The sequence below is a fragment of the Caballeronia sp. LZ003 genome, from assembly GCF_031451465.1.
GTDB lineage: Bacteria > Pseudomonadota > Gammaproteobacteria > Burkholderiales > Burkholderiaceae > Caballeronia.
In genome coordinates this window covers 98,225-111,018 of the sequence record NZ_JARUXJ010000003.1, presented here as the reverse complement: position 1 = coordinate 111,018, position 12,794 = coordinate 98,225, and the positions used below count along the sequence as shown (strand labels likewise).

Sequence of the window (12,794 nt, the reverse complement as noted above, 5' to 3'; positions counted from 1 at the left end):
CTCATGCGCGCGGCTTGAAGATGCCGTTGAGCTTGTCGCCGGGCGCGGCATCCGCGAAGCCGTCGAAGCGCCCTTCCACGAGGCCTTCCGCGGCGCGCATGACGCCGCCCCAGGCCGCGCGTGCCAGCGCGCCGCCGACGCTCACGCGCCGTACGCCCAGCGCGGCGACATCGGCGAGCGTGAATTCGGATGCCGAGCCAATCAGCAGATTGACGGGCTTCGGCGCGACGGCCGCAACCACCGCCGCAATCTGCTCGCGCGTCTTGATGCCGGGCGCGTAGAGGCAATCGGCGCCGGCTTCGGCGTAGGCCTTCAGACGCGCGATGGCATCGTCGAGGTCCGGTTTGCCCGCGAAAAAATTCTCGGCGCGGCCAATCAGCAACGTGTCGCCGCCGTTCTCGTCGATGGCGCGGCGTGCGGCCTTCATGCGCTCCACCGCGACATCGATGGCGAACAAGGGCGCGGATTCATCGCCGGTGGAATCTTCGATCGATAGTCCCGCCACGCCGGTCGCTATCGCCAGCTTCACGCTCGCTGCAATCTCTTGCGGCGTCTTGCCAAAGCCGCTTTCGAAGTCCGCGTTGACGGGAAGGTCGGTGGCATCGACCAGTTCCTTCAGATGCGCGAGAACGGCGTCGCGCTCGACCGTGTTGTCGGCGTGACCCTTGGACCAGGCGAAGCCGGAACTCGTCGTTGCGATAGCCTTGAAGCCCAGTGTTTCGAGGTATCGCGCGCTGCCGATGTCCCATGGATTGGGCGAGACGAAGCAGCCGGAATCATGAAGTGCGCGGAAGGCCGAGCGTTTTTCGGCGACGGTGCGAGGCATGAGCGTGTCTCCCTGGGTTGGTCGCCCATGATCTTGCGGTTGGGGATGAAGCGCAAGGGCAAGGCCCAAGCAATGCGCTCGCTTCTTGCGCAACCGCTACGCGATCTGGCCTTCGGCCGAACCGCCCGCGGCTCTGACGGCGAGCGCGTCGCCGACATCTTCCATATCGGCCAGCGAATCGCTCGCATCCGCCAGGCCGAGATTGCGCCGCCAACTCGCCGGCGGCGTGCCGAACTCGCGCTTGAACGCGCGATTGAACGCCGCCTCGGATTCATAACCCACTTGCTCGGCGACGGCCGCAAGCGAGCTGGTCCCGTTGCGCAATTCCTGCGCGGCAATCTGCAGACGCCAGCGCGCAAGATATTGCATAGGCGGCTGGCCGAGCAGTTGCGTGAAGCGCTGCGCCAGCGCGGAACGCGAGAGGCCTGCCTTGCGCGCGAGTTCATCGACGGTCCAGCCGTGTGCCGGCTGCGCGTGCAGCAACGCGAGCGCGCGTCCCACGAAACGATCGCTCACGCCCGCGAGCCAGCCTTTGCGATCGTCCGGCAATGCGTCGATGCAGCGCCGCACCGCTTCCACGAAACGCAGTTCCGACAATCGCGCCAGCACGATCGCGCTGCCGACGCGACATTCGGCGGCCTCGACAGCCGCGAGTTTGAGCGATGTTTCGAGCCACGCCGATTGCGGGTCGTTGCGCATGTCGACTTTGAACAGGCGCGGCAGTGCCGCGAGCACGGGATTGGTCAGGGTATCGTCGCAAGCGAGAAAGCCGCAGATCAGGCGCGTGTGCGCGCCGCCTCCGCCATAACTCAGCTTCATCACTTCGCCCGGCGACGTTTCCAGATACTTCGAAAGCATGGCGCTTGCCGACGCGGGCGTGAGTTCGAGCGAACTGCCCATCAGATGCGCTTCGCCTTGAGGCACGACAAGCAATTCACCCGCGCTCACGTGAATGGCGGAAGCGGGGTCGCCTGTAAGCGAGGCCCAGCAACTGCCTTCCGTGATGAGGTGATACGAGACGATGCGCTCGGTGCGCGGCAAAAACGTCGCGCACAAGTCGGGCGTGGCGTGGCCGAAGACGCACCAGGGCGCTGTGAATTCGCCATTTAGATAAACCGCCCCGCCGAGACGCACGAGGCGAAGCACGTCGGAAAGCGCATCCATGTAGGCGCCCATCAGTTTCGGCGTCCTGCGCAAAATATCTGGACGCGTGGTCATTCCATAAGCCGGCTCGCGTGCTGATACTAGCACTCATGCGACCTTGCAACAACGAACGCGAAACGGTTCGTCGGACGAGACGCGCATCCACGAAACAGGAGGACGGCATGAGTCAGGCAGAGGAATATCGCGGTCAATGTTTTTGCGGTGCAGTGCAATTCACGGTACATGGAAAACCAGAAGGCATGGGCTACTGCCATTGCGCGTCGTGCCGAAGCTGGTCGGCAAGCCCGCTCAACGCCTTCACGCTCTGGCAGCCCGAGGCATTGGAAGTGACGCGCGGCGCGGATGATATCGGCACTTACAACAAGACCGAGAACAGCTATCGCAAATGGTGCAGGAACTGCGGCGGTCATCTCTTCACGGAACATCCGGGGCTCGGGCTCGTCGATGTCTTCGCCGCCAACCTGACGTACTTTCCCTACGAAGCCGGTGTGCACGTCAATTACGCCGAAACGGTGTTGCGCATGAAAGACGGCTTGCCCAAACTGAAGGACTTCCCAGCCGAATTGGGCGGCTCGGGCGTGAGCGTGGCCGAATGATCGCTAGATTGCCCGTTGCCGCGCGGGCAGTCTCGATTGCGATATCGCGGCGCCATCGGAACAGCAGCACATCATGCATGTCGCATCGCTGCCCTTGCCTTTTTAGGAGTTCGTCATGACCGCAGCCGATCCCGCTTTCTCGCCCGCCGCCGACCTCGCCGCCGTCAAGGTTCGTCAACAAGCCGCCTGGTCGACGGGCAACTACGCCGTCGTCGGCACCACGCTGCAGATCGTCGGCGAGAATCTTTGCGAAGCGCTCGACTTGCGCGCGGGCAGCCGCGTGCTCGACGTCGCCGCCGGCAACGGCAACGCGACCCTCGCCGCCGCGCGCCGCTGGTGCGATGTCACGTCGACCGATTACGTCGCCGCGTTGCTCGATGCAGGCCGCGCCCGCGCCACGGCTGAAGGGCTCGCCGTGCAGTTTCAGGAAGCGGACGCGGAAGCGCTACCCTACGCCGACGCATCGTTCGATATCGTGATGTCCACGTTCGGCGTAATGTTCACGCCCGATCAAGCCAAGGCGGCCCGCGAACTTGCGCGCGTGTGCAAACCAGGCGGCAAGATCGGGCTCGCGAACTGGACGCCGGAGAGTTTCATCGGACAAGTGTTCAAGACGATCGGCAAATACATTGCGCCGCCAGCCGGCGTGATGTCGCCTGCACTCTGGGGCACGAAGGCGCGGCTCGACGCGCTGTTCGACGGCAGCGCGCAGGAAATCGTCGCGACGAGTCGTGATTTCACGTTTAGGTATCGCTCGGCCGCGCATTTCATGGACGTGTTCCGCACGTATTACGGGCCGATGAACAAGGCTATCGGCGCACTCGAAGGCGAGCGTCAGGCGGCGTTTCTAGGTGAGATGATGGCGCTGATCGAGAGCCGCAATCGTTCGGGCGACGCGACGCTCGTGCTGCCAAGCGAGTATCTCGAAGTCGTGGTGACGCGGCTGTGAAAGGCTCGAAACGCCGCCGGCTTTTCGACTGCGGCTCGCGCCTGTGGTCGTCCGTCTGCCTGTTCGGCCTTCGATACGGCCCCGTGCTTCTGGCGCTGCCGCTCTGCTCGTCGGTATGTTTCTTCGGATGGCGGTTCGCGTTGTCGACTTTAGGGCTGGGTGTTTAGGCCGGTTTCGCCACGCTCGCGTGCGCGGCGAAACCGGTGCGGTCATCGTGTGTTATTCCGTCAGGTGCTACCCTGCGAGGCGCGAATGCCGCAAAGGGCCCGATATCCATGAGACAGGCGATCACCATCAGAACCGTTGCGAGCGCGCTCTTGCTGCTGCTCGCTTCGCTTCACGCGTTCGCTCAATCCTCGCGTCCGTCCGATGCGCAGATGCTCGGCATTCTGCTCGTTGCGAATCAGGCCGAGATTGCGACCGGTCAGCTTGCGTTGCGCCGGACGCAATCGCGCAGCGTGCAGAGCTTCGCGAGCCGGATGGTCTCGGAACACGGACAGGTCTATCAGGAAGGCTTGGCGCTGTTGCAAAGACTCGGCGCAGAGGCGCAGCCAAGCGGCGTAAGCGACGACCTGACACGACAAACGCGCGATGACCTGCAAACCCTCGACAACGCCGATGCCCGCGATTTCGACCTTACATATCTGAACCGCGAAGTCTTCTTCCTGCAACAGCTCGTGAAGTCCGTGGATGGCTTCATCCGTTCGACTGCAAGCGCCGATCTCAAGACGTTGCTCGTGCGCTCGCGTCCGTCCTTCATTCTGCAACTGGATCAGGCGCACAGGCTGCAACTGGCGCTCGATCGTCCGGGCTTTTCGCATTGACAAAAAAACGCGGCGGCCCGGAAAGGCCACCGCGTTCGTCGAACAACGCTTTGCAGCGATTACTTCAGGTCGAAGCGGTCTGCATTCATCACCTTCGTCCACGCCGCCACGAAGTCGCGCACGAACTTCTCCTTGCCGTCTTCGCTTGCATAGACTTCGGCGAGCGCGCGCAGTTGCGCATGCGAACCGAAGATCAGGTCGACGCGCGTTCCCGTCCACTTCACCGCGCCGGTCTTGCGATCGGCGCCTTCGAACGCGTCACGCGCTTCCGTGATCGGCGTCCACTCCGTTTCCATATCGAGCAAGTTGCGGAAGAAGTCGTTGGTCAGCGTCTCCGGCTTGTCCGTGAACACGCCGTGCGTCTCGGTCCCGGCGCGCACGTTCAAGACGCGCAAGCCACCGACGAGCGCGGTCATTTCAGGCGCGGTCAGGTTCAGCAACTGCGCCTTGTCGATCAGCAACGCTTCCGCCGGCACGCCGTACTTCTGCTTGAGATAATTGCGAAAGCCATCGGCGGCGGGTTCGAGCATGCCGACCGATTCCGGGTCCGTCTGATCCTGCGACGCATCCATGCGGCCCGGCTTGAACGGCACGCTCAGCTTGTGCCCCGCCTTGTCCGCGGCCTGCTCGATACCCACGCCGCCCGCAAGCACGATCAGATCGGCAATCGACACTTTCTTGCCGCCCGACTGCGCGCCGTTGAACTCGCCCTGAATGCCTTCGAGCGCCTTCAGCACCTTCGCCAGTTGCGCCGGCTGATTGACTGCCCAGTCTTTTTGCGGCGCGAGACGAATACGCGCACCGTTCGCGCCGCCGCGCTTGTCCGAGCCACGGAACGTCGAAGCCGATGCCCACGCGGTCGTCACCAGTTCCCCGACCGATAACCCTGCCGACGCGATTTTCTGCTTCAACGCGGCCACATCCTGCTCGTCGATCACGGGATGATCGAGCGCGGGAATCGGGTCCTGCCAGACGAACTCTTCCTGCGGCACTTCCGGCCCGAGATAGCGCGCACGCGGTCCCATGTCGCGGTGCGTGAGCTTGAACCACGCCTGCGCGAAGGCATCGGCGAACTCTTGCGGGTTGTCCTTGAAGCGGCGCGAGATCTTCTCGTAAGCCGGATCGAAGCGCAGCGACAAGTCCGTGGTCAGCATGGTCGGCCGCAGCTTCTTCGACGCATCGTGCGCGTGCGGAATGGTCTCCGCCGAATCTTTGGCGATCCACTGATTCGCGCCCGCCGGGCTCTTGGTAAGTTCCCATTCGTGGCCGAAAAGGTTCTCGAAGAAGCCGTTGCCCCATTGCGTCGGCGTCGAGGTCCAGGTGACTTCGAGACCGCTCGTGATGGTGTCCGCGCCACGGCCCGTGCCGAACGTGCTGTTCCAGCCGAGGCCCATGGTTTCAAGTTCCGCGCCTTCCGGCTCCGCGCCCACGTTATCCGACGGACCCGCGCCGTGCGTCTTGCCGAAGGTGTGGCCACCCGCGATCAGCGCGACGGTTTCTTCGTCGTTCATGGCCATGCGGCCGAAGGTATCGCGAATATCGTGCGCTGCCGCAAGTGGATCGGGGTTGCCATCCGGGCCTTCCGGGTTGACGTAGATCAGGCCCATCTGCACCGCGCCAAGCGGATTTTGCAGGTCGCGCCCGCCATCCGTGCGGCTTTGTTCGATGCCGTGCATTTGCGCATCGGCGGTGATCACGCCTTCATCGTCGTCCTTGCCGGCCGCGCCCTTGCCGTAGCGGACATCGCCGCCGAGCCAGGTTTTTTCATTGCCCCAGTAGACGTCCTGGTCCGGCTCCCACGTATCTTCGCGACCGCCCGCGAAACCGAGCGTCTTGAAGCCCATGGTTTCGAGCGCGACGTTGCCGGTGAGAATCAGCAGGTCAGCCCACGAGATTTTCTGACCGTATTTCTGCTTGATCGGCCAAAGAAGGCGTCGTGCCTTGTCGAGACTGACATTGTCCGGCCAGCTATTGAGCGGCGCGAAACGTTGCTGACCGCGCCCGCCGCCTCCGCGTCCATCGCCGGTGCGATACGTGCCCGCGCTATGCCATGCCATGCGGATGAAAAGCGGACCGTAGTGGCCGAAGTCGGCGGGCCACCACTCCTGCGAGTCGGTCATGAGCGCGGCGAGATCTTGCTTGACTGCCGCGAGATCGAGACTCTTGAAAGCTTCCGCGTAATTGAAGTTGCTGTCGAGCGGATTGGACTTGTTCGAATGCTGACTGAGCAGGTCCACGCGCAACTGTTTTGGCCACCAGTCACGGTTCGTCGTGCCACCGCCAGCGGTGTGATTGAACGGACACTTCGATTCGTTTGACATGCGTTACCTCCTTGGGGGACTTGCCTCTGCTTGCTTGTTTTACATGGCGCCGACGCGTGGTCCCGTGTGGACGAAGAAAGCGCCGGCTGTGTCGATGGGTCCGACCTTGGATTCAGGTTGCCGCCGATCATTCGTTGGCGTCGCGCGTCTGACATGGTGCGGCGCACAAGCATCGTGTCGATGACAGCCGGCGGCATCCAACAATATATGTGAGAGCCGTCGGCAGATGAAATGCATTTGTGGCAATGCCGCCGATAGAACGCCCCTATAAGAATAGCGAGGCTCGCGAGAATTTGCAGGTGGAGTGTGAGCGACGGTCCGACGCCCTGGCGTTACGTCAAGTCGTCCATTCGGGAAATAGGCAGCAAGTCGGCGATGTTGGACCATTTGACAACACACTGAGGCGTTGTCAAAATGTCCAACACCAAAGCGGTTTTGATTGAGGATGAGCGACTCGAATTCGCGGGATCGGGGTTCGCGGAAATCGTCTTGTGGCACGTTCCCGTGCGCGTGCAAGGGTGTACTCATCTCTATAAATATCGGTTCGCTTATGTGGCGGCAAGCACATGCGTTCTTCGCTATGACAACGAACGCGGCAAGGGCGATCATCGGCACTTTGCCGGCGTCGAGTCGCCCTACGAATTTTCTACGCCTCAGCAGTTGTACGCAGACTTCTGGGCCGATGTAGCAGTCTGGAACAGATGGAGGGCAAGATGAAGAAAACCGCAACTATCCGCATTTCTTCACTCGAAGAACTCACCGAGCGCTTCAATGCGGCAGTAGAGAATGGCAAACCCCTCCACGGCCGCAACTTCTCCTACGCCACGCCCGAGCTCCTCTTTCGCACCTTCACCACGCCGCGCTGGCGCATCATTCGCGTGATGACGGGCGCGGGGCCGATGTCCATCCGCGAGCTCGCCCGCCGGCTCGAGCGCGATGTGAAGGGCGTGCATCGCGATGTGCAAGCGCTTTTGCAAGCCGGCCTCATGGAAAACGATGCGAACGGCGCGATTATCTTTCCCTACGACACCGTGCACGTGAATTTCAAACTGAAGGCGGCCGACTTATCGCCGTTGGCGAGCGAGCGCGAGTCGGCAGCCGCGCCTGTTGTCGAAGATCGCGCGGCCTTGCCTCAACGTGCGCCGAGTACGCCACGCACATCACCCGCACCACGCGTATCACGCAAGCGCGCCGCAAGCGCACGACCGGCGGGTAATCGCTAGCCACCTAACTCCAGTCGTCCATGTCGTGCTTGATGCTGTGCCGATTTGCAATGAGCGTCTCAACGCTGGGCTCGTTATTCATCGCACGCTGAATGGCGAGCTTGGTCGCTTCGTAGTTCGTGCGATACATGTCTTTCTTGTCGAGGTTCGCGTCGGTGGCGCAGCGCGGGTCGATCCACACGAGGCTGATGATGCACAGATCGTTGGCCTGATCCTTCGGCAAGATGCCTTCGATCAAGCAATCGACCACTGCGTCCGCCGTCGCGGATTGCACCACGCCGCCGAACAGGTCGATATTCGCCATGTCCTTGAGCGTGACCTTCGGGACGATGATCGTCGCCGGACGCACCGACTGGTTGCACGCGCGGATGGCGAACATGGCGGTATGCCCTTTCGACTGCGCCATCATGTTGGCGAAGGCGTGACCGACCGGCCCATCCACGCGGCCGATCAGGATTTCGGGCATTGCATCGGTGGCTTGTCCGGGGGCGGCAAAAACGGTGGCCTCGCCGGCGCGAAACGTCAGGTCCAGACTCATGGTGTCTCCTTGCAGGGCTCGAAGTGGTCTAAGGAGAACAGCCAATGCAAGGACGATGCCAGAACAGATCCGGAGCCCGAGGCGCTTTATCGATCGACGATCACGCGCTGGCGGTACCAAAACAGTAACCGCTCAGCGTGACACTTTGTCCATCTCGCGACAAGCGCGACCTGCTCAGAACGTCGACAACGTCAACGTGTTCTGCACGGACTTCACGCCCGGCACGCCTTCCGCGATATGCGTCGCCAGGTCGACCTGCGACGTCTCCGGCACCCATCCTTCCAGCACTACGGCGCCGTTATTCGCTCGCACGGTGATGCCGCTCGCGCGCAAGCCTTTCGCTTTCTCGAGCGCGTTGAGCACTCGCCGCACGAGCGCGCGGTCCGCAGCTTTCGACGATGACGCCGCCGCGCCCGTTACCGCCGAAGCCACTGTCACGCTTGCGGGCGACGCAAATTTCGCGGCGCCGCCCTGCGCGAACGCACACACCGATGCCATGCCGACACATGCAAGCGCCGCTGCGGTCGCGCGCACTCCAATTCGAATCAGAACCATAACCACCTCTCATGTGAAAACCAGCGCTTACTCAGAACCGATGCGTCATGCCCGCCGCGACCAGCGTTTCCGTTGCATTGAGCCCGTTCGGCGAGATGCCCGGCCAGCCCGCCGTCGACGTGCCGTTGTTCTTGAGAAAGCCCGCGCGCCCATAGAACGCCGTGCGCTTGGAAATGCTGTGATCGAAGCCCGCTTGCACGAGCCACGCGTTGTCGTGCACGCCACGCGCGACGCGCTGCATGGCCGCGATCTCGATGGTGTCGGCGGGCGTTGCCTGGATCGTCGCGCCTGCTTCCATCGTGCTGAACGGATGCCCGGCGTTCAGACGCGCGGCAAGCGAACCCGCGGGCGTATCCTTCGGGCGGTGATAGGCGTAGTTGAACTGGAAGTTCACCGGCCCGACGCGATAGGCAAGCGCGCCCGTGAAGTGCTCCGTGCCGAGCGTCGGCAGCGTGGCGGGCAGGCCCGGCATGGTCTTCGAACCCGGATGCTGATTCTGATAAGCGACGCCCGCGTAGAGGCCGTGCCCCGTGTAACTCGCGGCGATGTCGAGCATGTTGCCGGTAGTCAGCGGGTACGGCTGCGCGACACTCGCCGCGAGCGCGTACATGCCCCGCAGCTCGACACCTCCCATGTTCTGGGTCTTGTAGACGATGGCGTTGCTCGAACGCCCGCCAGCCGTTTGCGTGGCGAGCGTATTGCGATCGACAGTCGTCGAGGCGGCGGCGAGCGGCGAGAGCGCTTCGTTGGCACGGAACGGGTCCGACGGATAGAGCAGCCAGAAGGTCGGCTGGTACTGACGCCCGACTTGCAGCGAACCGTACTTTTCGTGCGTCAGGGCAACCCAGGCCTGTCGATAAAACATGGCGGACGAGTCCACCTGCGACGTGCCGTTGTTGACGTTGAAGCCGCCTTCGAGCGTGAATACCGCCTTCAATCCGCCGCCCAGATCTTCGCTGCCTTTGAAGCCGAGCAGCGAGGCGCTATTGCCGCCGCTTCTGAGCGACCACGATTGCTGCCCGCCATTGGCGAGAAACTGGAAAAACGTGTCCGCCACGCCATACAACGTGACGCTGGACTGCGCGGCCGCGCTTCCTGCTGTCAGCCCAAGTATGGCGGCGCATAGCCCTTTGCTGCTGAAGCGCATGCATGTCTCCTGGTTATATCCTGCCGATTCGCGGCGAAACATCGCGATCGGGCGATGACCGCCATTGCAGCCACGTCATCGCCCTTCGCAGCCAGTGTTGCAGCGGCGCGCGGCAAGGCGACCCCCCTTGCAGGGTGGGGGATGGGATAACCCCGATTGTTCAGCATGTCTTATTATCGAGATGCATCGCGATTTGAGCGCAACGCGCGATTCCGCTATCCTGTTGCAACCGATACCAAAACGCCCCGCCGATGCTCACCCTCGACTCCCGCGACACCGCCATGCTGCAGGGCGCTTTCGGCGCTGGCCCCGCGCTTGCCATGCGCATCGTCGCTGCGACGGCGCGTGTCATGAACGCCAGCGCGCTCATCGACGTCACCTGCGCGCATATCGACGGCTGTCTGTATCACGGCGCGGCGAGTCTCGACTTCGTGGAACGTTTCGTCGCGAGCGGCGCGAAGATCGCGGTGCCGACCACGCTCAATGTCGGCTCGCTCGATCTGATTCACCCGGAGCTATATCGCGGAGATTCGGCAACGGCCAACGCGGCGAAGCGCCTGATGAACGCGCATCTCGAACTCGGCTGCGAGGCGAGCTTCACGTGCGCGCCGTATCAGTTGAAGCATCGGCCGCGGCTCGGCGATCAGATCGCGTGGGCGGAATCGAATGCCATCGTGTTCGCCAATTCCGTGCTCGGCGCGCGCACCAGCCGTTACGGCGACTTTCTGGATCTCGCGGCGGCCATTACCGGCCGCGTGCCGCATGCGGGCTTGCATGTCACGGAGAATCGCGCGGCGCGGGTGGTGATCGAAGCGCCGGACTTGAACGCGTCGTCACATCGCGACGCCGACTTCGCCGCGCTCGGTTTTCTGCTGGGCGGCGAAGCGGGCGCCACGGTCGCGGCCATCACCGGTTTGCCCGGCGACACCAGCGAAGACGAACTCAAGGCGCTCGGCGCGGCGGCGGCATCGAGCGGTTCGGTGGCGCTTTTCCATGCGGTCGGCATCACGCCCGAAGCGCCGACGCTCGATGCCGCGCTGCAAGGCCGCAGGCCCGAACGGACCATCCGCGTGAGCGCCGCCGATCTCGCCGCCATCCGCCGCCGCTGGAATCAGGCCCGACCCGGCGCTCCGCTCGCCGCCGTGAGCCTCGGCACGCCGCATTTTTCCGTCGATGAATTCCGCGCGCTCTCGTCGCTCTTCGACCGCTACAAAGGTGCCATGCGTTGCGGCTTCTACGTCAATACGAGCCGCTACGTGCTCTGGCAACTGGAAGACGACGGCACGGCGGAGCGGCTGGCCGCGCGTGGCGTGCAGATCGTCGTGGACACCTGCACGTACATCACGCCGGTAATGAAGCAGATCACCGGTCTCGTCATGACCAATTCGGGCAAGTGGGCGCATTACGCGCCCGCGAATATCGGCGTGACGGTGGCCTTTGGCAGCATGAACGAATGCGTACGCTCGGCGTTCGAAGGAAAGGTGTGTATCGATGAAGCCTACTGATTCCTTGAGCGCCACCGTGCTCGTTCCGGGCCGGGCGCGTGGCCTTTCCATAGCCCTTGCGCCGCTCAGTTTCTGGGGCGGCTACGACGCAGAGCGCGGCGTCATCGTCGACAAGACGCATGCGGGTTGCGGCCGAAGTCTCGCCGCGCGCGTGCTGGTCATGCCGCGTGCGCGCGGGTCGAGTTCGAGCAGCAGCGTGCTTGCCGAGGCCTTGCGCAATGGCATGGGGCCGTGCGGCATCGTGCTTGGCGAGCGCGATCTGATTCTGTCCATTGGTGCAATCACGGCCAACGAACTGTACGGGCTGAACGTGCCCGTCGTCATGGTCGGTGAAACCGTGCTCGCCACGCTAGGCAAAGGCGAATTCATGCTCGAAATCGACGCACCGGATCACGAAGACCCAACGCGCGAGGCATGCATTCGCGTCACCGCGCCATGATCGCCTCGACCACCGCGACAATCTGCTGCGCCGCGATCTTCACATGCTGTTCGAGCAGCTTCGCGCCGAGTTTCGCATCGCGCTTGCGGCATGCGGCAACCATTGCCATGTGCTCGTCGTGCGACTGCTGACGGATCGGCACCTGCTTCACCTGAAACCGGAAATAGCGGTCGCTGCGGTCGTGCAGCACGCGCAACATCTGCAGCGTGATATCGCGGTGCGCAGGCACGTAGAGCGTTTCGTGAAAGCGCCAGTTGAGTTGTCCCCACATGCCGGATTCCGCGCCGTCCATCTCCGTGACGAGATTTTCGGCCCGGGCAATTTCGCCTTCGGTGATATGCGGAATGGCTTGCGAAAACAGCCACGGCTCCAGACGCAAGCGAATCTCGAACGTCTCCTGCACTTCCTCGATCGACAACTCCGCCACGTACGCGCCTTTGTGCGGCACGTTCGTCAAAAGGCCCTCACCCGTCAGACGCGTGATCGCTTCGCGAATCGGCACGCGGCTCACGCCGAGCTCATCCGCGAGCGCTTCCTGCCGCAGCGCTTCTCCGGGCGCGAGATCGCCGCTCAGAATACGCTGCCGGATAGCGGTCGTGACGAGTTCGACCGTGGTCGTGCGCACGATCTTGCGGGTGGCGTCGCTCGCGGCGGCGGGTCTTGATTTCGGCGCGGCCAATGGCATGGCGTGGGTCTTCTTGGTTTCT

Annotated in this window: 14 protein-coding genes; 7 read left to right on the top strand and 7 right to left on the bottom strand. The window is 63.1% G+C overall.

Annotated elements, in window-relative coordinates; genetic code table 11:
* Nucleotide 1: 1 nt before the first annotated feature.
* Both QCE79_RS18580 and QCE79_RS18575 read right to left on the bottom strand, forming a co-directional pair.
* Complete coding sequence (locus QCE79_RS18580) at nt 2-826, bottom strand: isocitrate lyase/phosphoenolpyruvate mutase family protein (protein WP_309846763.1); 825 nt, start codon at nt 824-826, stop codon at nt 2-4.
* A gap of 96 nt (nt 827-922) precedes the next feature.
* A complete protein-coding gene (locus QCE79_RS18575) occupies nt 923-1,990 on the bottom strand; it encodes an AraC family transcriptional regulator (protein ID WP_309848245.1) in 1,068 nt (355 codons plus the stop codon).
* Between the two features lie 161 nt (nt 1,991-2,151).
* Between QCE79_RS18575 and QCE79_RS18570 the strand changes: the two genes are divergently transcribed.
* The 3 genes from QCE79_RS18570 to QCE79_RS18560 all read left to right on the top strand — a co-directional run bounded on the left by QCE79_RS18570 (nt 2,152) and on the right by QCE79_RS18560 (nt 4,359).
* Nucleotides 2,152-2,586 (top strand): GFA family protein, encoded by a 435-nt coding sequence (locus QCE79_RS18570; protein WP_309846759.1) that lies wholly within the window; start codon nt 2,152-2,154, stop codon nt 2,584-2,586.
* 115 nt (nt 2,587-2,701) lie between these two features.
* A complete protein-coding gene (locus tag QCE79_RS18565; protein ID WP_250510928.1) occupies nt 2,702-3,535 on the top strand; it encodes a class I SAM-dependent methyltransferase in 834 nt (277 codons plus the stop codon).
* A gap of 275 nt (nt 3,536-3,810) precedes the next feature.
* Complete coding sequence (locus QCE79_RS18560) at nt 3,811-4,359, top strand: DUF4142 domain-containing protein (protein ID WP_250510927.1); 549 nt, start codon at nt 3,811-3,813, stop codon at nt 4,357-4,359.
* A gap of 59 nt (nt 4,360-4,418) precedes the next feature.
* Here QCE79_RS18560 and katG read toward each other — a convergent pair whose 3' ends face one another.
* Entirely contained in the window at nt 4,419-6,680 is a 2,262-nt protein-coding gene (katG, locus tag QCE79_RS18555; RefSeq protein ID WP_309846753.1) for a catalase/peroxidase HPI, read from the bottom strand.
* A gap of 414 nt (nt 6,681-7,094) precedes the next feature.
* On the opposite strand from katG, the gene QCE79_RS18550 reads away from it, so the two are divergent.
* Entirely contained in the window at nt 7,095-7,397 is a 303-nt protein-coding gene (locus QCE79_RS18550) for a DUF6516 family protein (RefSeq protein ID WP_309846752.1), read from the top strand.
* Nucleotides 7,394-7,903 (top strand): transcriptional regulator, encoded by a 510-nt coding sequence (locus tag QCE79_RS18545; protein WP_309846751.1) that lies wholly within the window; start codon nt 7,394-7,396, stop codon nt 7,901-7,903. The genes QCE79_RS18550 and QCE79_RS18545 overlap by 4 nt, the downstream gene beginning before the upstream one ends.
* A 4-nt stretch (nt 7,904-7,907) precedes the next feature.
* Here QCE79_RS18545 and fae read toward each other — a convergent pair whose 3' ends face one another.
* The 3 genes from fae to QCE79_RS18530 all read right to left on the bottom strand — a co-directional run bounded on the left by fae (nt 7,908) and on the right by QCE79_RS18530 (nt 10,143).
* Nucleotides 7,908-8,441, bottom strand: a complete 534-nt coding sequence (fae, locus tag QCE79_RS18540) for a formaldehyde-activating enzyme (protein ID WP_309846749.1) — start codon at nt 8,439-8,441, stop codon at nt 7,908-7,910.
* Between the two features lie 174 nt (nt 8,442-8,615).
* Nucleotides 8,616-8,996, bottom strand: coding sequence for a BON domain-containing protein (locus QCE79_RS18535; RefSeq protein WP_309846746.1), 381 nt, complete (start codon nt 8,994-8,996; stop codon nt 8,616-8,618).
* 31 nt (nt 8,997-9,027) lie between these two features.
* Nucleotides 9,028-10,143 (bottom strand): porin, encoded by a 1,116-nt coding sequence (locus QCE79_RS18530; protein ID WP_250469118.1) that lies wholly within the window; start codon nt 10,141-10,143, stop codon nt 9,028-9,030.
* A gap of 251 nt (nt 10,144-10,394) precedes the next feature.
* Here QCE79_RS18530 and QCE79_RS18525 point away from each other — a divergent pair, with 251 nt between their 5' ends.
* The gene (locus QCE79_RS18525) at nt 10,395-11,648 is read left to right on the top strand and encodes an aconitase X catalytic domain-containing protein (RefSeq protein WP_309846743.1); all 1,254 of its coding nucleotides are present in this window, start codon (nt 10,395-10,397) and stop codon (nt 11,646-11,648) included.
* A complete protein-coding gene (locus tag QCE79_RS18520; RefSeq protein WP_309846740.1) occupies nt 11,635-12,087 on the top strand; it encodes an aconitase X swivel domain-containing protein in 453 nt (150 codons plus the stop codon). The genes QCE79_RS18525 and QCE79_RS18520 overlap by 14 nt, the downstream gene beginning before the upstream one ends.
* On the opposite strand, the gene QCE79_RS18515 is transcribed toward QCE79_RS18520, so the two are convergent.
* Complete coding sequence (locus QCE79_RS18515) at nt 12,074-12,772, bottom strand: GntR family transcriptional regulator (protein ID WP_244831019.1); 699 nt, start codon at nt 12,770-12,772, stop codon at nt 12,074-12,076. The two genes, QCE79_RS18520 and QCE79_RS18515, sit on opposite strands and share 14 nt — an antisense overlap.
* Nucleotides 12,773-12,794: the final 22 nt, after the last annotated feature.

Coding starts and splice junctions, on each gene's coding strand:
- QCE79_RS18580 (WP_309846763.1), bottom strand. CDS start 826: ATGCCTCGCACCGTCGCCGAAAAACGCTCGGCCTTCCGCGCACTTCAT.
- QCE79_RS18575 (WP_309848245.1), bottom strand. CDS start 1,990: ATGGATGCGCTTTCCGACGTGCTTCGCCTCGTGCGTCTCGGCGGGGCG.
- QCE79_RS18570 (WP_309846759.1), top strand. CDS start 2,152: ATGAGTCAGGCAGAGGAATATCGCGGTCAATGTTTTTGCGGTGCAGTG.
- QCE79_RS18565 (WP_250510928.1), top strand. CDS start 2,702: ATGACCGCAGCCGATCCCGCTTTCTCGCCCGCCGCCGACCTCGCCGCC.
- QCE79_RS18560 (WP_250510927.1), top strand. CDS start 3,811: ATGAGACAGGCGATCACCATCAGAACCGTTGCGAGCGCGCTCTTGCTG.
- katG (WP_309846753.1), bottom strand. CDS start 6,680: ATGTCAAACGAATCGAAGTGTCCGTTCAATCACACCGCTGGCGGTGGC.
- QCE79_RS18550 (WP_309846752.1), top strand. CDS start 7,095: ATGTCCAACACCAAAGCGGTTTTGATTGAGGATGAGCGACTCGAATTC.
- QCE79_RS18545 (WP_309846751.1), top strand. CDS start 7,394: ATGAAGAAAACCGCAACTATCCGCATTTCTTCACTCGAAGAACTCACC.
- fae (WP_309846749.1), bottom strand. CDS start 8,441: ATGAGTCTGGACCTGACGTTTCGCGCCGGCGAGGCCACCGTTTTTGCC.
- QCE79_RS18535 (WP_309846746.1), bottom strand. CDS start 8,996: ATGGTTCTGATTCGAATTGGAGTGCGCGCGACCGCAGCGGCGCTTGCA.
- QCE79_RS18530 (WP_250469118.1), bottom strand. CDS start 10,143: ATGCGCTTCAGCAGCAAAGGGCTATGCGCCGCCATACTTGGGCTGACA.
- QCE79_RS18525 (WP_309846743.1), top strand. CDS start 10,395: ATGCTCACCCTCGACTCCCGCGACACCGCCATGCTGCAGGGCGCTTTC.
- QCE79_RS18520 (WP_309846740.1), top strand. CDS start 11,635: ATGAAGCCTACTGATTCCTTGAGCGCCACCGTGCTCGTTCCGGGCCGG.
- QCE79_RS18515 (WP_244831019.1), bottom strand. CDS start 12,772: ATGCCATTGGCCGCGCCGAAATCAAGACCCGCCGCCGCGAGCGACGCC.